Origin of the sequence: Neorhizobium phenanthreniclasticum (assembly GCF_040066075.1) — a bacterium.
Taxonomy (GTDB): Bacteria; Pseudomonadota; Alphaproteobacteria; order Rhizobiales; family Rhizobiaceae; genus Neorhizobium; species Neorhizobium petrolearium.
The window spans coordinates 68,999-85,714 of sequence record NZ_JBEAAL010000028.1; the positions used below are offsets into that span (position 1 = coordinate 68,999).

At 61.2% G+C, this 16,716-nt stretch carries 16 protein-coding genes; 9 read left to right on the forward strand and 7 right to left on the reverse strand.

Annotated elements, in window-relative coordinates; translation table 11 throughout:
* The first annotated feature begins 65 nt into the window (after positions 1-65).
* The 4 genes from ABK249_RS27115 (at position 66) to ABK249_RS27130 (ending at position 2,890) form a co-directional block, all read left to right on the forward strand.
* Entirely contained in the window at positions 66-779 is a 714-nt protein-coding gene (locus tag ABK249_RS27115; protein ID WP_348864579.1) for a DUF1045 domain-containing protein, read from the forward strand.
* The gene (locus ABK249_RS27120) at positions 776-1,915 is read left to right on the forward strand and encodes an alpha-D-ribose 1-methylphosphonate 5-triphosphate diphosphatase (protein WP_348864580.1); all 1,140 of its coding nucleotides are present in this window, start codon (positions 776-778) and stop codon (positions 1,913-1,915) included. Before ABK249_RS27115 ends, ABK249_RS27120 begins: the two co-directional genes overlap by 4 nt.
* The gene (gene phnN, locus ABK249_RS27125; protein WP_348864581.1) at positions 1,915-2,508 is read left to right on the forward strand and encodes a phosphonate metabolism protein/1,5-bisphosphokinase (PRPP-forming) PhnN; all 594 of its coding nucleotides are present in this window, start codon (positions 1,915-1,917) and stop codon (positions 2,506-2,508) included. Before ABK249_RS27120 ends, phnN begins: the two co-directional genes overlap by 1 nt.
* A 79-nt stretch (positions 2,509-2,587) precedes the next feature.
* Entirely contained in the window at positions 2,588-2,890 is a 303-nt protein-coding gene (locus ABK249_RS27130) for a hypothetical protein (RefSeq protein ID WP_037151559.1), read from the forward strand.
* A gap of 11 nt (positions 2,891-2,901) precedes the next feature.
* Here ABK249_RS27130 and polA read toward each other — a convergent pair whose 3' ends face one another.
* The gene (gene polA / locus ABK249_RS27135) at positions 2,902-5,892 is read right to left on the reverse strand and encodes a DNA polymerase I (RefSeq protein WP_348864582.1); all 2,991 of its coding nucleotides are present in this window, start codon (positions 5,890-5,892) and stop codon (positions 2,902-2,904) included.
* A gap of 416 nt (positions 5,893-6,308) precedes the next feature.
* Between polA and ABK249_RS27140 the strand changes: the two genes are divergently transcribed.
* Entirely contained in the window at positions 6,309-6,740 is a 432-nt protein-coding gene (locus ABK249_RS27140; RefSeq protein ID WP_348864583.1) for a MarR family winged helix-turn-helix transcriptional regulator, read from the forward strand.
* A gap of 169 nt (positions 6,741-6,909) precedes the next feature.
* A complete protein-coding gene (locus ABK249_RS27145; protein ID WP_348864584.1) occupies positions 6,910-8,298 on the forward strand; it encodes a dipeptidase in 1,389 nt (462 codons plus the stop codon).
* 435 nt (positions 8,299-8,733) lie between these two features.
* Here the strand turns inward: ABK249_RS27145 and ABK249_RS27150 are convergent, their stop codons facing one another.
* The gene (locus tag ABK249_RS27150; RefSeq protein ID WP_037151572.1) at positions 8,734-8,943 is read right to left on the reverse strand and encodes a cold-shock protein; all 210 of its coding nucleotides are present in this window, start codon (positions 8,941-8,943) and stop codon (positions 8,734-8,736) included.
* Between the two features lie 467 nt (positions 8,944-9,410).
* Between ABK249_RS27150 and ABK249_RS27155 the strand changes: the two genes are divergently transcribed.
* Entirely contained in the window at positions 9,411-9,899 is a 489-nt protein-coding gene (locus ABK249_RS27155) for a YbaK/EbsC family protein (protein WP_037151873.1), read from the forward strand.
* A 78-nt stretch (positions 9,900-9,977) separates the two neighbouring features.
* Here the strand turns inward: ABK249_RS27155 and ABK249_RS27160 are convergent, their stop codons facing one another.
* The 5 genes from ABK249_RS27160 to ABK249_RS27180 form a co-directional block, all read right to left on the reverse strand.
* Complete coding sequence (locus ABK249_RS27160; protein WP_037151575.1) at positions 9,978-10,325, reverse strand: hypothetical protein; 348 nt, start codon at positions 10,323-10,325, stop codon at positions 9,978-9,980.
* A 78-nt stretch (positions 10,326-10,403) separates the two neighbouring features.
* A complete protein-coding gene (locus ABK249_RS27165; RefSeq protein ID WP_037151578.1) occupies positions 10,404-10,604 on the reverse strand; it encodes a hypothetical protein in 201 nt (66 codons plus the stop codon).
* Positions 10,605-11,117: 513 nt separating this feature from the next.
* A complete protein-coding gene (locus tag ABK249_RS27170) occupies positions 11,118-11,333 on the reverse strand; it encodes a hypothetical protein (RefSeq protein WP_348864585.1) in 216 nt (71 codons plus the stop codon).
* Positions 11,334-11,463: 130 nt separating this feature from the next.
* Entirely contained in the window at positions 11,464-11,646 is a 183-nt protein-coding gene (locus ABK249_RS27175) for a hypothetical protein (protein ID WP_037151584.1), read from the reverse strand.
* A 130-nt stretch (positions 11,647-11,776) separates the two neighbouring features.
* Positions 11,777-11,950 (reverse strand): hypothetical protein, encoded by a 174-nt coding sequence (locus ABK249_RS27180; RefSeq protein WP_210050373.1) that lies wholly within the window; start codon positions 11,948-11,950, stop codon positions 11,777-11,779.
* A gap of 211 nt (positions 11,951-12,161) precedes the next feature.
* On the opposite strand from ABK249_RS27180, the gene ABK249_RS27185 reads away from it, so the two are divergent.
* Together ABK249_RS27185 and dnaK are read left to right on the forward strand one after the other, a co-directional pair.
* The gene (locus ABK249_RS27185) at positions 12,162-14,555 is read left to right on the forward strand and encodes a transglycosylase domain-containing protein (RefSeq protein ID WP_348864586.1); all 2,394 of its coding nucleotides are present in this window, start codon (positions 12,162-12,164) and stop codon (positions 14,553-14,555) included.
* 205 nt (positions 14,556-14,760) lie between these two features.
* Positions 14,761-16,662 carry a molecular chaperone DnaK gene (gene dnaK, locus ABK249_RS27190; RefSeq protein WP_348864587.1) on the forward strand — a complete coding sequence of 634 codons (1,902 nt, stop codon included), beginning with the start codon at positions 14,761-14,763 and terminating at the stop codon, positions 16,660-16,662.
* The last annotated feature ends 54 nt before the right edge of the window (positions 16,663-16,716 follow it).

Genomic DNA, 16,716 nt, shown 5'->3' on the forward strand with positions numbered 1-16,716 from the left:
TCCTGTTTTGACGTGAGGCGGCGGGGTAGTCTTCCGCCGGCTTCTTCTGATTCCGGAATCCTGTCTTGCGCTATGCTCTTTACTTTTCGCCCGCCGAAACCAATCCGCTGACGAAAGCGGCGACGCAGTGGCTCGGCCGCGACGCCTTTACCGGCGAGACGTTCCCGACGCCGGAGGCGGACGGTTTGGCCAGGGACACTATCCATGAGCTGACCGCCGATCCGCGCCGCTACGGCTTCCATGCGACGCTCAAGGCGCCGTTCGAGCTGCATCCGGACCAGACCGAGGCGCAACTGGTCGCCGCCGTCGAGCGCTTCGCCGCAGACACTCCGGCATTCGACATTCCGAACGTCATCGTCGGGCAGCTCGGGCGTTTCTTCGCGCTCGTTCCCGACACGGTCTATCCCGATCTCCAGCATTTCGCCGCCCGTGTCGTCGAGGAATTCGAATCTTTCCGCGCTCCGCTTTCGGATGCGGATATCGCGCGGCGCAAACCGGAGACCATGAGCGCCACGCACCGCGCCAACCTCGACCGCTGGGGTTATCCTTACGTCATGGACGAATTCCGCTTCCACATGACGCTGACCGGTCAGGTGCCGCCCGAATATGCACCGGCCATGCGGGAAGAGCTGGACCGCCGCTTTTCCGAGTTTGCAAACGCGCCGCTCACGATCGACGGGCTTGCGCTCTTCATCGAGACCGAGAGGGGCGCGCCCTTCACCGTCCATCGCTGGCTTCCGCTCGCACCCGTTTCCGAGAATAGAAAGATCGCATCATGACCGCCGAACTCGTTCTCACCAATGCCTGTATCGTGCTGGAGGACGGCACGATGCACGGCACCATCCAGATCCGTGACGGCAGGATCGCAGACATTTCCGAAGGCAGTGTCCGGGTCGGCGAGGATTTCGAGGGCGATTACCTGATCCCCGGCCTTGTCGAGCTGCATACCGACCATCTGGAACAGCACTATTCGCCCCGTCCGGGCGTGCGCTGGAACACGACGGCCGCAATCCAGGCGCATGACGCTCAGGTCGCGACCTCCGGCATCACCACCGTTTTCGACTGCCTGCGCATGGGCGCGGATGAAGACGGCGGCTTTGTCAGGGGCGAGATGCGCGAAATGGCCGATGCCATCCAGGCTGCCGGCCGGCAAGGCCGGCTGCGTTCGGAACACTTCATCCACCTGCGCTGCGAGGTCTCGGCCGACAACTGCATGGAGCATTTTGTCGATTTCGAGAACGATCCGCATGTCCGGCTTGTTTCGCTGATGGATCATGCGCCGGGCCAGCGGCAATTCCAGACGATGGACCAGTATACCCTCTATTACCAGACGAAGCGGGGTCTCAGCGACGAGGCCTTTGCCGCCTTCGTGGCCAAGCGCCAGGGGGAGTCGGCCCGCAATTCGGGGCCGCACCGTAGCGCCATCTCCAAAGTCTGCGCCGAGCGCGGCATCACGGTCGCAAGCCATGACGATGCAACGCTCACCCATGTGGACGAGGCGATCGAAAACGGCGTCAGGCTCGCTGAATTCCCGACCAGCTTCGATGCGGCCAAGGCATCGCACGAGGCCGGCATGAGCGTGCTGATGGGCGCCCCGAACATCGTGCGCGGCAAGTCCCACTCCGGCAATATCGCTGCCCGCGATCTCGCCGAACGGGGCGTGCTCGACGTGCTTTCCTCCGATTACGTGCCGCTCAGCCTGCTGCACGCACCCTTCGTGCTGGCTGACGAAGTGGGAGGCATTTCCCTGCCGAAGGCGCTTGCGATGGTGACCGCGACGCCGGCCCGCACCGTCGGCCTCGATGATCGCGGCCGGATCGCGACCGGGCTGCGCGCCGATGTCGTGCGCGTCCACCGCATGGAGGGTGTTCCGGTCGCCCGAGCGGTCTGGCGGGAAGGACGGCGGGTAGCCTGATGGACGCGAGGCCGACAGGGGCCGAACCGGTCTCACGTGGCTGCATGGTCGCCGTCGTCGGTCCGAGCGGCGCCGGCAAGGACACGTTGATGGCCTATGCCGCCCGGTTCTTCGAGGGGCGCGACGAAGTCATCTTCGTGCGGCGGGTCATCACCCGCGATGCAGCCGCCGGCGGCGAGGACCATGACAGCGTGTCGGAAGCCGAATTCGAAGCGCTTGAAAAGGCCGGCCGTTTTGCCGTGTCCTGGGGTGCGCATGGCTTACGCTACGGCATCCCCGTCGAGACGAAGGAGGCAGTCGACCAGGGATGGCTCGTCGTTGCCAATGGTTCCCGCTCCGCCCTCGGCCGTTTCAAGGCGGCATATTCACGGCTCATCGTGATCAACGTGACAGCGAACCTCGATGTGCTTGCCGCCCGTCTGGAGGGACGTGGCCGGGAGACGCGGGAAGAAATCCTTCGCCGGCTTGAGCGTAGCTCGCTTTCGGTCGAAGGCGATTATGAGGTCATGACGGTCGATAACAGCTGCTCGATCGAAATGGCAGGCAAGGCCATGGTCGAGGCGCTCCATCGTTGTGTTGCGTTCGGAAGATAATTCGCGAAAACCCTCCCAACAATGCTTTAAAGTCCTCCGCATGGCTCTATTTGCTTTCCCGTGGGCGAAAGGGCAAAGCATGGATCAGACCAAACCGATTGACGGACAGCGACGTGCCGGAGCGGCAACCGACCTTGAGGCGCGTGTCGTCGTTCTCGAAATCCTCTCCATGACCGCGCTGGCATTGGCCATGGACACGTCTGAAGATGCCGATGTCGGGCATGCCCGCGGCATTGCCAGTCTGGTGCTGGAGACCGTGCGCCAGAGGTGCGACGAAATGGGAATGACAGCGGACGCACGGCTTTCCGCCCGTTCCTATGCCGACCAACTGCTTTCGACGGCACTCCTCTCCCTCTACCCGGATTCTCCGCGCGAGCACTGAGCCCAATCGTCTCAGTGCGCCTCGTCCCAATTGCTCGCCGCGCGCGCATCCACCTTCAGCGGCACTTTCATGGCAATCGCCGGCATGGCCGCCTGCTCCATGGTCGAAATGATCACCGGCAATGTCCGTTCAATCTCCTCATCCTCGACTTCGAAGATCAATTCGTCGTGCACCTGCAGGAGCATGCGCGCCGACAGGCCCGCTTTCGCGAGCGCGGGCTCCATCTTCACCATGGCGCGGCGGATGATATCCGCTGCCGAACCCTGGATCGGAGCGTTGATCGATGCCCGTTCGTTGAATGCCCGCACGGAGGGATTGGAGGACTTGATCTCCGGATAATGCGCTCTGCGGCCGAAGATCGTCTCCACATAGCCGTTCTCTCGCGCAAAACTCTTGGTGCTCTCCATATAGTCGCGGATGCCCGGGAAGCGCTCGAAATATTTCTTGATGTAGTCGCCCGCTTCCGAACGTTCGATGCCGAGCTGGTTGGCAAGCCCGAAGGCGGAAATGCCATAGATGATGCCGAAATTGATCGCCTTGGCGCGGCGGCGAACCTCGCTCGGCATGCCTTCCACCGGCACGCCGAACATTTCGGACGCGGTCATGGCATGGATGTCGATACCGTCCGAAAAGGCTTGCCGCAGTTGCGGAATATCGGCGACATGGGCGAGCACGCGCAGCTCGATCTGGCTGTAGTCGGCCGAGACGAGCTTGTGGCCGGGCGTCGAGATGAACGCCGTGCGGATTTTTCGTCCTTCCGCCGTGCGTACCGGGATGTTCTGCAGGTTCGGCTCGGAGGACGAAAGGCGCCCGGTCGTGGTGGACGCCAGCGAATAACAGGTATGGACCCGTTTCGTCTCGGGATGGACATAGCCCGGCAGCGCATCCGTATAGGTGGACTTCAGCTTGGTGAGCTGCCGCCAGTCGACGATCTTGCGCGGCAGTTCATGGCCTGTAGCCGCAAGGTCTTCCAACACGCTCGCCGATGTCGACCATTGGCCGGTCTTGGTCTTGGCTCCGCCCGGCAGGCCCATCTTGCCGAACAGGATATCACCGAGTTGCTTCGGCGAGCCGATGGTGAACTTCTCGCCCGCGAGCTGATAGATTTCGTCTTCGAAAGCAGCCGCCTTCTGGGCAAGCTCGCCGGAAAGGCGCGAGAGGATCTGCCGGTCGATCGTGATGCCGCGCTCTTCCATGCGCGCCAGGACTTCGACCAGCGGCCGTTCCAGCCGTTCGTAGACGGTGGTCAGACCCATGGCAGCCAGTTGCGGCTTCAAGACCATCCAGAGGCGCAGCGTCACATCGGCATCTTCCGCCGCATAGGCTGTCGCCTTGTCGATGTCGACATAGTCAAAAGTCACGCCCGACTTGCCGCTGCCGGCGACATCCTTGAAGGCAATCGGCTTGTGGTTCAGCCAGCGTTCCGAAAGCGCGTCCATGCCGTGGTTGGCCTTGCCGGCCTCCAGGACATAGGACATCAGCATCGTGTCGTCGTAGCTTTCGACCGTGATGCCGTGGCGCTTCATCACCAGATAATCGAACTTCAGGTTCTGGGCAACTTTGAGGACCGATGGATCTTCAAGCAGCGGTTTCAGGCGGGCAAGCGCCTCGGATGTCGGAATCTGGTTCTCCGCAAGTCCTCCGCCGAGCAGGTCACCCACTCCCGTCTTGTGGATCAGCGGCACATAGGCCGCACGAACGGCAAGGCCGGTCGGATTATCGGTATTGTCGGCGATTGCCAGCGAGAAGCCGACGAGTTCCGCCTGCATCGGATCAAGGGAAGTGGTTTCCGTATCGAAGCCGACAAGGCCGGTCTCCTGCGCCGCCCTGATCCAGTCGTCGAGCACCTCGACATCGCGGACCGTCACATAGCAACTCGGGTCGAGCTTGGCCTTGGCAAAAGCCTCGATGCGGGCCTGCGCCAGTTCGGCGGGCGTTGCGCCCCCGACACCCTTTGCGACGGCCGCCTTGGGGAGACTCGCCGGCGCTTCGGCCGCGGCCTCGCCGGTATCGATCGGCGCTTTCGCCGGAACCCCGGCATCGAGATCCGGTCCGTGGGCCCTCTCTCCCCATTCGATCTTCAGGACGGCCGGTTCGATCTCCTCGGCATTGCAATCGCAGGCCGCCGCCACGCGCCGGGTCAGCGTGGTGAACTCCATGGCCTTCAGGAAGGCGATCAGCTTCGGGCCGTTCTGCGGCTCCAGCACCAGCGCATCGAGGGCCAGGTCGAGCGGCACGTCGGTCCTGAGTGACACGAGCTGGCGCGACAAGCGCGCCTGGTCGGCATTGGCAACGATGTTTTCCCGCCGCTTCACCTGCTTGATCTCGCCGGCACGGGCAAGCAGCGTATCGAGATCACCGAATTCCTCGAGAAGCTGTGCAGCCGTCTTCGGACCGATGCCCGGAATACCCGGCACATTGTCCACCGAATCGCCGACCAGGGCCTGGAGGTCGATCATCTTTTCCGGCGGCACACCCCATTTCTCGATGACGTCCGGAATGCCGATCTGCTTGTCCTTCATGCTGTCATACATGTGGACCATCGGCGTCACGAGCTGCATCAGGTCCTTGTCTGAGGAGACGACCGTCACGTCGGCTCCGATCGCCTCGGCCTGACGCGCGTAGGTGGCGATGATGTCGTCCGCCTCGAAACCTTCCGTCTCGATGCAAGGCAGGTTGAAGGCGCGGGTGGCCTCGCGAATCAGCCCGAATTGCGGGATGAGCTCTTCGGGCGGCGCCTGCCGGTTGGCTTTATAAGCGTCATAGATGTCCTTGCGGAAGGTCTTCGCTGAATAATCGAAGATGACCGCGAAGTGCGTCGGCGTCACACCGACGGATGTGTCACGCGCATCGGTCAGCAGCTTCCAGAGCATGTTGCAGAAGCCGGAGACGGCGCCGACCGGCAGGCCGTCGGATTTACGAGTGAGCGGCGGCAACGCGTGGAACGCACGGAAGATGAAGCCGGAACCGTCGACAAGGAAAAGATGATCGCCTTTTTTCATGGGCCAAAGGAATAGCGTGAGGCATTTCATCCGTCCATGAAAACTTCGCCTGTCGCCCGGCTTCCGATCCTCACCCGAACGTTACTGATTTGTAATAGACGGTTCCCTTGAAAAGCCGCATTCAGCCTCACATCTCATGTGTACCGGCGATTGATCACGCCGCAGTCTGGCAGCCGGCCTGTCCCCCGCCGCACCAGACCGGGCAAAGACCTATCCCCCTCTCCGGGTCTTTGCCCCTCCATCAGAACCGCCATGGCTGTCCCCTCCCGGCCATGGCGGTTTTTCATTTTCCTGAGAACGAAAAACTTGTCATCCTGCATGTCTTCGCACAGGCTTGGCGAAAGCATGGCGTGCGATATATCTGCTGGATTCACATCTCGAAGGGCGCATCAAGGGAGGGGATGGAGACCTAGATCATGACATTCGACCGTCGGCATTCTGCCACCTATCTGGCCAGTCAATTGGCCAAGGGTTTTGCACGCTCCCTGCAGAGCCGGTCGATGGCACTGGGGTTCTCCCCGGGCCAATTCCCCGTCCTGCTCGAACTCTGGCAGGAGGACGGGCTTACCCAGAAGCAACTCCTTGACAGGCTGGACGTGGAGCAGGCGACGCTTGCGAATACGCTTTCGCGGATGGAACGGGATAGGCTCATCCAGCGCGCGCCCCACCCCGGTGACCGCCGGGCGCAGATCATCACACTCACCCAGCTTGGCCGCGATCTCGAGGTCCAGGCCGTGGAAGCCGCAGCCGAAGCGGATGCCGCCCTTTTTTCGGGCTTCAAGCGCTTCGAACGGGAGTTGATGATCGAGTACATGCGAATGATCGTCGAGAACGCGCGGAAACTTTAGCCTCTCCCGGCAGGCCTCCCATCTGCGGCCGCAGTTTTCCTCTTTGCCATTGTGCCGACCCGCGGAGGCTTGCTAACACAGTCGGACGCCGTAACGATTGACACGTTTTTCCAAGAGACCCGCTTCCGAGAGGCTTCAGGGTCTCGCATTTCAAAGACAGGATCTCTTCATGACTGATCTTTCCTCCGTTCTCGACCGCGCCGACCAGAACCTTACAGCCAGCCTCCAACGCCTGTTCGGCCTTGTCCGCATCCGGTCGATCTCCACCGATCCCGCTTTCAAGGACGATTGCCGCAAGGCGGCCGAATGGCTGGTGGCGGAGCTTGAAAATATCGGTTTCGAAGCCTCTGTGCGCGATACGAGCGGTCATCCCATGGTCGTCGGCCATCATCCCGGCGCGAGGACCGATGCGCCGCACGTGCTCTTCTACGGCCATTACGACGTGCAGCCGGTCGACCCGATCGAGCTGTGGGAAGACGACCCCTTCGACCCTAAGGTCAAGGACCTCGGCAACGGCCGCAAGATCGTCACCGGTCGCGGCGTTTCCGATGACAAAGGCCAGCTCCTGACCTTCGTGGAGGCCTGCCGCGCCTACAAGGACGTGCACGGCAACCTGCCGGTGCGGGTTACCGTGCTTTTCGAAGGGGAAGAAGAATCGGGCTCGCCCTCATTGAAGCCTTTCCTCGAAGCTCATGCCGACGAGCTGAAGGCCGACTACGCGCTCGTCTGTGATACCGGTATGTGGGACGCGGATACACCGGCAATTACAGCCTCACTGCGCGGCCTGGTCGGCGAGGAAGTCATCATCACCGCCGCCAATCGCGACCTGCATTCCGGTATGTATGGCGGTGCAGCAGCCAACCCCATCCAGATTCTCTCGAAGATCCTCGGCGGCCTCCATGACGAAACCGGTCGCGTGACGCTCGAAGGCTTCTACGACGGCGTCGAAGAAACTCCCTCCAACATCAAGTCGTCATGGGAAGCGCTGGGCAACAGCCGCAGCGATTTCCTCGGCGAAGTCGGTCTTTCCGAACTCGCCGGCGAAAAGGGTCGTTCGCTGCTCGAGCTCCTCTGGGCGCGGCCGACCTGCGAGATCAACGGCATCAGCGGGGGCTACGAGGGTCAGGGGTTCAAGACCGTCATCGCCTCGAAGGCATCGGCAAAGGTCTCCTGCCGCCTCGTCAGTGGACAGGACCCGGAAAAGATCCGCGAGAGCTTCCGCGCTTATGTGCGCTCGAAGATCCCGGCCGATTGCTCGGTGGAATTCCTGAAACATGGCGGTTCGCCGGCAATCCAGCTCGCCTATGATTCTCCTGTGCTGACCAAGGCCAAAACCGCCCTTACGGAAGAATGGCCGAAGCCGGCGCTCGTCGTCGGCGTCGGCGGCTCGATCCCGATCGTCGGAGATTTCCAGAAGATGCTCGGCATGGAGTCGCTGCTCGTCGGCTTCGGCCTCAGCGACGACCGAATTCATTCGCCGAACGAGAAATACGACCTGAAGTCCTTCCACAAGGGCATCCGCTCCTGGGCGCGCATCATCGAAGCGCTTGCGAAGTAACTCCGAAGACATGAAAAGACCCTGCCGCGGAAGCGGCAGGGTCTGAAAAACAAAAAGGCCGGGCGAGCCCGACCTTTCCACCCCATTCACCGGTGCCAGTACATCCGTGGTCACTCGAAATGGGGGCAAGCATTTCCGACGCGGCCGCTTGCGATCTTCAGTAAGATCACTCCGGCTCCAGCGGTCATCGTCTCGCCAAATGGAAAACATTCCGTTAACGCGGACATGAAAACCATTTTAGAGACGGCACGGTCGCCCGTATTTGCCGTTACACACATCATCGCCAGGCCTTCTCAAGCCCCGACCATGCGGTGCGTCGGAAATGCTGTTGAGCAACAGATGGGGATGATCATCAGCTTCTGCAAGAGACGAACTGGAAACATCAAAAAAGGCCGGACAAGCCGGCCTTTCGAAAAGCGTCGGTTGTCGCGCTGATCAGGCCGCCTGGAGGCGATCCGCCGAAACCTTGCCCGAACGCTTGTCGCTGACGAGTTCGTAGGAGAGCTTCTGCCCGTCCTTGAGCTGACCGAGGCCAGCGCGCTCCACAGCGGAGATATGAACGAAGACGTCCTGCGAACCGTCGTCCGGCTGAATGAAGCCATAGCCCTTGGTTGCGTTGAACCACTTTACAGTACCGGTCGCCATAACGATGCCTTTCTCTTGCAAATGACCGACTATTCCGCGCCTAGGCGCATAGGAACGTTGAAAGTTTCGTATTTGAAGGAGAGATCGTCGCAGGCGAGGCAAATGAGCCAAGTGCTGGCTATCAAACAAATATCGATAGTCGAGGATTTAGTGCCCGCAGCGGCACGCGTCAAGGCCGGCTGACACTTGCAGATGTCTTGAAATAACAAGCCGTCAGCTTCGCCAAAAGCAGAAAGCCCGGCGCGGGAGGAGGTGCGCCGGGCTTCTGAAACTGACCAACAACCGGGAGGAGGAGGTGTTGCTGGTCCCATCGTGGGCGCTTGGGAGGAGGAGTGCGCCCGTCGATGATTTGGTTATACAGGATTGAAGCTCAAAAAACAGCCAAAATTTTGCACCGCAGCAATGCAAGAATTGCATAGCTTTCTTCCTTGCTTGCGATACGCCTTTTCCTGGGCCATGTTTCGCTCATGAGTCTCGAATCCGTCCGCGCCTTCTTCGCCACCCGCGCTCCCGATATCGAAGTCATCGTCACCGAGGAAAGTTCCGCCACGGTGGCGCTTGCTGCCGAAGCCCATGGCGTGGCACCTGAACAGATCGCCAAGACGATCTGCGTGCGCGCGGGCGAATCGACGGCGCTTGTCGTCATGTCAGGCACAAGCCGGCTCGACAACCGGAAATTCCGGGATCGTTTCGGCGCAAAGCCGCGGATGCTCGGCAGCGAAGAGGTCATGGCGATCACCAGCCATCCGGTCGGCGGCGTCTGCCCGTTCGGACTTGCAACGCCGGTGCCGGTCTATTGCGACGTCTCGCTCCGAAAATTTTCCGAAGTCGTGCCGGCGGCGGGCGCGATCAACGCCGCCGTCTGTATCAGCCCGGACCGAATGGCGGACCTGACCGGAGCAATCTGGGTCGATGTCAGCCAGGACCCGGCATCGAACGGCGAAGCAACCTCCTGAAAGCGCGCCGCGTCACGGGCCACGCTTTCAGTTTCCGGTCTTTCCGCACCTGCCATCCGGAAACGACTTCCTCTTTTGCTAGAAGCGGTCGTTGATATAACGACGGTACCACGCCTGTTTGCTGTCGGCCGCGGCGGTCGCGACGACATAACCGATCGCAAAGCCGATCGCGCCGATCAGAGTAAAGAGGGTGGTCGTGGCGGCAGGATGTTCCCTGATCGTGCCTGCGACCGAAGAGGCCTCGTGCTGGACGTAACTTGCCGCACCGCTGGCACGTTCTGCGATCTTGCCGTAGGCCATGCCGGTCTTTTCAGCGAAAAGCTCGCGCAGGCTGGCGATCTCGGAGCGCAGGGTTGCAATCTCGTTGCCGAAGTCTTCGCTGGGCTCGTGGTCGAAAGACGACCTATTTCTGACTGGCTCTGCCATACCGGCCTCCTTGTGGGTTGATCGAGAGATCGGTCAACTGCGGAAGGCCGGATAGGTTCCTCTTTTCAGGAAAAGAGCCTACCGGCTTTTGGCCAGGGCCTCGGCTAATGCCGCCAGCTTTTCCTTGTCATCCGAGCCTTTTTGCAGGGAGTTCACGAGGATCAGCGCGAGCGCTTCGGCGTCGGGGCTGGTCTTGTCGATCCGGTGCTCAGCGCAGGCCTGGTCAAAAACCTGCTGCAGCAGGTTGAGCTGATCCGGATTGACAGGCTTGCGGATCATTTGTGTAGACATCGAATGTGCAGACATAGGACCTCGCTACATCTCGTCCGATCGGCAAACATATCCCTTCGGCCTGTTTCGCAAGAAAACCGGAGACGATCATCGGCGGCTTTTTGCGACAGACTTGCGTCGAACTTGCCGCCACCCGAGGAGCGACAAGGTCTCCGACCGAAGGCCGCCTAACGTGAGACTTTCCTAATAAATTGGCAACGACAATTAAAGAGGGGTAGATTATTAGGGTAGACGCGTAGGGATTTCTACCTAGAGCACGCCGCGATCTTCCAGATTCGCTTGACCCGCTTCAGCTCCCCGTTTTCCGCCTATCGTTATCGCAAACCGCTGCACACTTTTGCGCGCGGCATGCTCTGCGGCCCTGCTTGCGTCAAGCCGGCATCGCGAGGATTTTCTGCCCATGGCCATCTCCTTTTGGAGACGGCACCCGGGCGGGACGGCCGGTTTCTCCCGCAAGCACGATGAACCCGCGCCGTGCGGGGGGGCCGGCGCGGGCGGCGACTATTCGGTGGCTTCGGTCTTCTGTCCTTCGGCCTGCCGGCGCTTCAGCACCGCAGCCTGCTCATTGCGCGCGCCCGTTGCCGGAATTGCGATGCTCGCCGTGGTAACCTCCCTGTCCACCTTCGCGGAGGCCGTCACATTATGGTTGGGGCATTCCGCAAGGGCTGCGGATGACGACAGACCAAGCACTGCGGCGATTACGAGAAATGTCTTCATGTCACTCTCCTTTCGCTGTGATTGCGAGAGCAGGTTACCCCGCAATGCAATGAACCCGAAATCACGAATTTTCGTCTTCGAGTGCCATTATCCTGCCGTTTTCCCTGCTCCGTCGCTCACGCCGGGCCAATTACATCAATTTCGAAAGAGTTTCGCGGTTCACGAATATATTCGTCTTTCCGGCTTCATAAGCCGGATGGCTGAATTCAAACGGTGGCTTTTCGGGCATCTCAAGAGCCTGCTTGATACTGACAAGCCCAACGGGAACAAACTCGTCCCCTTTGCGGACGACCGCCTCGACGATCTTGTACATTTCCTCCCCTCCTCCAGGGCGGAGTCCATCACAACACGGACCCTGCCCGCATCTTCCATACAGAAGCGGCTTTTTTAAGGTGAGGGAAGTAAAACTCCGAACCTCCACCCGGAAACAACTCCCGGATGCCTCAATGCAGGTCCAGTGGAAGCTGGATACCTTTCGGAATATTCGGTTTACGCTGGCTGGCGACCTGAATCTTCTGGAATATCTCGCGCCGACGCTCCGCCTCCGCCTCGCGGATTGCCCGGGATGCCGCAACGGCGGCCATGGCGCGCTCAATCACCTGTTCGGCTCTGGTCATCCTTGATTTCCTTTGCGGCAACTCCTTTGTTCTCTTTTTGTTCTCATAAATCGGAACCGATGTCAAGCTTCTCATGGCTGGAGTGGTGAAAGAACCTTCCTTTACCCCTCCTTAAATCGCCGCATTTAGAGTCCAGCGAAGGCCCGGGCGATCGGACAATCGAGTAACGGCCTGTTTTGACAGGCGAGTAACGGGGGTACGCCGGCTCATCATGGCAGCCAGAGGCAGATCAGACAGGCGCGTTGAACCGTCCTTCGAGGGCCCGCGGGCGCGTGACGATATCCGTCTCGACGCGGACGAGCGCATGGTGGGCACGGGACGGCCTGTCAGACGTCCGCCGAAAGCGGAAAGAGAAGACGACCGCGCCGAGCGCCCGGAACGTCCTCGCCCCTCCCGCAGGAAGGCGTCTCAACGTCGGGGAGGCGGCGGCTTCTTCGGCCCACTGCGTTCCCTCGTCTACTGGTGCATCGTACTTGCGATCTGGGGCGGCATAGGCGTCGGCGGCCTTGTCCTTTATTATGGGGCACAGATGCCGGCCGCCAGCACATGGTCGATCCCGGACCGTCCACCGAACATGAAGATCACGGCGATCGACGGCTCCGTCATCGCCAACCGCGGTTCGACCGGCGGCGAGGCGCTGGCGCTCGAGGAAATGTCGCCCTACCTGCCGCAGGCGGTAATCGCCATTGAGGACAGGCGCTTTTATTCGCATTTCGGCGTCGATCCGTTCGGCCTTGCGCGAGCGCTTGTCAACAACCTGACGGGCCAGCCGATCCAGGGCGGTTCGACCATCACCCAGCAGCTCGCCAAAAACCTTTTCCTGTCGCCGGAGCGCACTTTCGAGCGCAAGATACAGGAAGTGCTGCTCTCGTTCTGGCTGGAGCACAAGTTCAGCAAGGACCAGATTCTTGCCATGTATCTGAACCGCGTCTTCTTCGGTTCGAATGCCTACGGCGTGGAAGCAGCCTCCCGGCGCTATTTCAACAAATCCGCCCGCGACGTGAATCTCGGCGAAGCCGCGACGCTCGCCGGCCTTCTCAAAGCGCCTTCCCGCCTGTCGCCTGCCCGCGATCCGCAGGCAGCGGAAGCCCGTGCCCAGGTCGTGCTCGGCGCCATGCGCGAAGAAGGGTATATCACCGACAGCGACCTCAAAACCGCCATGTCGCAACCGCCGGCCAAGGCGAAAAGCTACTGGTCCGGCGCGCAGCACTATGCAGCCGACATGGTCGTCGACGAAGTGAAGGGCCTGATCGGTGAACCGAAGGTCGACATTGTCGTGGAGACCACGGTCGACCTCAGGCTTGAAGAAGCCGCCGAGAAGGCATTGAACGATGTCCTGAAGAAGGAAGGCGGCAAGCTCAACGCATCGCAGGCGGCCCTCGTTTCCGTCGATGCGACGGGCGCGATCCGCGCGCTGGTCGGCGGCCGGGATTATGCGGAAAGCCAGTTCAACCGCGCGGTCAAGGCGAAGCGCCAGCCGGGCTCGGCCTTCAAGCCCTTTGTCTATGCCGCGGCACTGGAGGCAGGCGCCCGGCCGGATTCCATCCGTAACGACGCGCCGGTGAAGATTGGCAAATGGACGCCTGAGAACTTCGACGAGAAATATCGCGGTGATGTCACGCTGGCGTCGGCGCTTGCGCAGTCGCTCAATACGATTGCCGCGCAGCTCGTCATGGAAGTCGGACCGGAGAACGTGGTGAGCCTCGCACATCGGCTGGGGATCGATTCCGACCTGCAGGCCAATGCCTCGATCGCGCTCGGCACATCGGAAGTGTCGCTGGTCGAGCTCACCTCGGCTTACGCCTCCTTCATGAACGGCGGCTACAAGGCGACCCCGCATATCGTCAAACGCATTCTCGATACCGACGGAAAGGTTTTGTACGAGGCCGATTACACCAATCCGCCGCGCGTCTTGAGCGAACCCGTGGCGGCAACGATGAACAGCATGATGAATCGCGTCATCAACGAGGGCACCGGCAGAGCAGCGCGGCTGGACGGATGGCAGGCCGCCGCCAAGACCGGCACGACCCAATCGTTCCGTGACGCGCTTTTCGTCGGCTATACCAGCATCATGACGACGGGCGTTTGGTTCGGCAACGATGACGGCGCATACATGAAGAAGGTGACGGGCGGCGGCTTGCCGGCCAGGGCCTGGAAGGAATACATGACGGCGGCGATGAAGGGTTATACGCCGACGCCGCTCTTCGGCACCGGCCGCGGGCTTGTCCTGCCGCCTCCCGCAGCCCAGCCGGCGTCCGAGCCGACGACGATCGGAGACATTATTTCCGGCATCCTTCCCGGATCCGCCCGCCGTGCGCAGGAGGAACTTCCTCCCGATTATCCGCCGGCGCCAAGGCCTCCCGCCCAGGACTCCGCCTCCGTCGAGCGCACCCCCTACAACGACCCCACCTATGGCAATCTCGTGCCGCCTGCCGATGTGCCGGGGCGCGACTACCGTCAGTATCGCGGCCCCTATGACGCGCCCGCTGCCGTTCCACCCGGGGAAGTCGGCGGCGGCCCCGTTCCACCCGGTGAGGTCGGCGCCACAGGCTCCACCGGCCAGCCGCGACAGACGACGCTCTTCGACATCCTCATGGGCCAGTGAAGCGCGCTCGCAAAAGGATGGAGCAAAGTCTTATATTTGCTGAGATACAGGCGATTTCTCGCCTTGCAGTCGGAAAAACCCGTCCTTATATACGCGGCATGACCGCAGCTGGTGCTGCGAAATCTGAAAGACCATCCCAGTCGAGGAACTGTCAAGGGAATGCCTGAACGGGGTTCCGACGGTTCGCTTAAAGGAGAGAGAAGAAATGGCAAAAGTAATTGGCATCGACCTCGGCACCACCAATTCCTGCGTCGCCATCATGGACGGCAAGGATGCGAAGGTGATCGAAAACGCTGAAGGCGCACGCACCACGCCCTCCATGGTCGCATTCACCGATGATGGCGAGCGCCTCGTCGGCCAGCCGGCAAAGCGCCAGGCAGTCACCAACCCGACGAACACGCTTTTCGCTGTCAAGCGCCTGATCGGCCGCCGCTACGAAGACCCGACCGTCGAAAAGGACAAGGGCCTGGTTCCTTATCATATCGTCAAGGGCGACAATGGTGACGCCTGGGTCGAAGCCCAGAGCAAGAAGTATTCTCCGTCGCAGATTTCCGCGATGGTTCTTCAGAAGATGAAGGAAACCGCCGAATCCTATCTCGGCGAGAAGGTCGAAAAGGCCGTCATCACCGTTCCGGCCTACTTCAACGACGCCCAGCGCCAGGCCACCAAGGATGCCGGCAAGATCGCCGGTCTCGACGTTCTGCGCATCATCAACGAGCCGACCGCGGCTGCTCTCGCCTATGGCCTCGACAAGAAGGACGGCAAGACGATCGCCGTCTACGACCTTGGCGGCGGCACCTTCGATATTTCCGTGCTGGAAATCGGCGACGGCGTCTTCGAAGTGAAGTCCACCAACGGCGACACCTTCCTCGGTGGTGAAGACTTCGACATGCGCCTCGTCGAATATCTCGCAGCCGAGTTCAAGAAGGACAACGGCATCGATCTCAAGAACGACAAGCTTGCCCTGCAGCGCCTCAAGGAAGCTGCCGAAAAGGCCAAGATCGAGCTCTCGTCCTCGCAGCAGACCGAAATCAACCTGCCGTTCATCACGGCCGACGCTTCCGGTCCGAAGCACCTGACGATGAAGCTCACCCGCGCCAAGTTCGAAAGCCTGGTCGACGACCTCATCCAGCGGACCGTTGCTCCGTGCAAGGCAGCGCTCAAGGATGCCGGCGTCACCGCCGCCGAGATCGACGAAGTGGTTCTCGTCGGCGGCATGAGCCGCATGCCGAAGGTGCAGGAAGTCGTCAAGCAGCTGTTCGGCAAGGAGCCGCACAAGGGCGTCAACCCGGATGAAGTGGTCGCCATGGGCGCCGCGATCCAGGCCGGCGTTCTGCAGGGCGAAGTCAAGGACGTTCTGCTCCTCGACGTGACCCCGCTGTCTCTCGGAATTGAAACGCTTGGAGGCGTCTTCACCCGCCTGATCGACCGCAATACGACGATCCCGACCAAGAAGTCCCAGGTCTTCTCGACCGCCGAGGACAACCAGCAGGCCGTGACGATCCGCGTGTCGCAGGGCGAGCGTGAAATGGCCGCCGACAACAAGCTGCTCGGCCAGTTCGACCTCGTCGGTCTTCCGCCGGCTCCGCGCGGCATGCCGCAGATCGAAGTCACCTTCGACATCGACGCCAACGGCATCGTGCAGGTTTCCGCCAAGGACAAGGGCACCGGCAAGGAGCAGCAGATCCGCATCCAGGCCTCCGGCGGTCTCTCCGACGCCGAGATCGAGAAGATGGTCAAGGACGCCGAAGCGAACGCCGAAGCCGACAAGAAGCGCCGCGCCGCGGTCGAAGCCAAGAATCAGGCCGAGAGCCTGATCCATTCGACCGAAAAGTCGCTTTCGGAATACGGCGACAAGGTCTCCGAAACCGACCGCAAGGCCATCGAGGACGCCATCGCTGCCCTGAAGACTGCCGTCGAGGCTTCCGAGCCGGATGCAGACGACATCCAGGCGAAGACGCAGACCCTGATGGAAGTGTCCATGAAACTTGGTCAGGCCATCTATGAGGCTCAGCAGGCGGAAGGCGCTTCCTCCGAAGGCGGCAAGGACGACGACGTCGTCGATGCCGACTACGAGGAAGTGAAGGACGACAAGAAGTCCGCCTGATAGCCGGTTGCCTGATGGCAAGACCTCGACCATAGTTGACAGTGTATCCGGCTG

Excerpts from the sequence above, each read along its gene's own strand:
- ABK249_RS27120 (WP_348864580.1), top strand. The coding sequence starts at position 776 with ATGACCGCCGAACTCGTTCTCACCAATGCCTGTATCGTGCTGGAGGAC.
- phnN (WP_348864581.1), top strand. The coding sequence starts at position 1,915 with ATGGACGCGAGGCCGACAGGGGCCGAACCGGTCTCACGTGGCTGCATG.
- ABK249_RS27130 (WP_037151559.1), top strand. The coding sequence starts at position 2,588 with ATGGATCAGACCAAACCGATTGACGGACAGCGACGTGCCGGAGCGGCA.
- polA (WP_348864582.1), bottom strand. The coding sequence starts at position 5,892 with ATGAAAAAAGGCGATCATCTTTTCCTTGTCGACGGTTCCGGCTTCATC.
- ABK249_RS27140 (WP_348864583.1), top strand. The coding sequence starts at position 6,309 with ATGACATTCGACCGTCGGCATTCTGCCACCTATCTGGCCAGTCAATTG.
- ABK249_RS27145 (WP_348864584.1), top strand. The coding sequence starts at position 6,910 with ATGACTGATCTTTCCTCCGTTCTCGACCGCGCCGACCAGAACCTTACA.
- ABK249_RS27150 (WP_037151572.1), bottom strand. The coding sequence starts at position 8,943 with ATGGCGACCGGTACTGTAAAGTGGTTCAACGCAACCAAGGGCTATGGC.
- ABK249_RS27155 (WP_037151873.1), top strand. The coding sequence starts at position 9,411 with ATGAGTCTCGAATCCGTCCGCGCCTTCTTCGCCACCCGCGCTCCCGAT.
- ABK249_RS27160 (WP_037151575.1), bottom strand. The coding sequence starts at position 10,325 with ATGGCAGAGCCAGTCAGAAATAGGTCGTCTTTCGACCACGAGCCCAGC.
- ABK249_RS27165 (WP_037151578.1), bottom strand. The coding sequence starts at position 10,604 with ATGATCCGCAAGCCTGTCAATCCGGATCAGCTCAACCTGCTGCAGCAG.
- ABK249_RS27170 (WP_348864585.1), bottom strand. The coding sequence starts at position 11,333 with ATGAAGACATTTCTCGTAATCGCCGCAGTGCTTGGTCTGTCGTCATCC.
- ABK249_RS27175 (WP_037151584.1), bottom strand. The coding sequence starts at position 11,646 with ATGTACAAGATCGTCGAGGCGGTCGTCCGCAAAGGGGACGAGTTTGTT.
- ABK249_RS27180 (WP_210050373.1), bottom strand. The coding sequence starts at position 11,950 with ATGACCAGAGCCGAACAGGTGATTGAGCGCGCCATGGCCGCCGTTGCG.
- ABK249_RS27185 (WP_348864586.1), top strand. The coding sequence starts at position 12,162 with ATGGCAGCCAGAGGCAGATCAGACAGGCGCGTTGAACCGTCCTTCGAG.
- dnaK (WP_348864587.1), top strand. The coding sequence starts at position 14,761 with ATGGCAAAAGTAATTGGCATCGACCTCGGCACCACCAATTCCTGCGTC.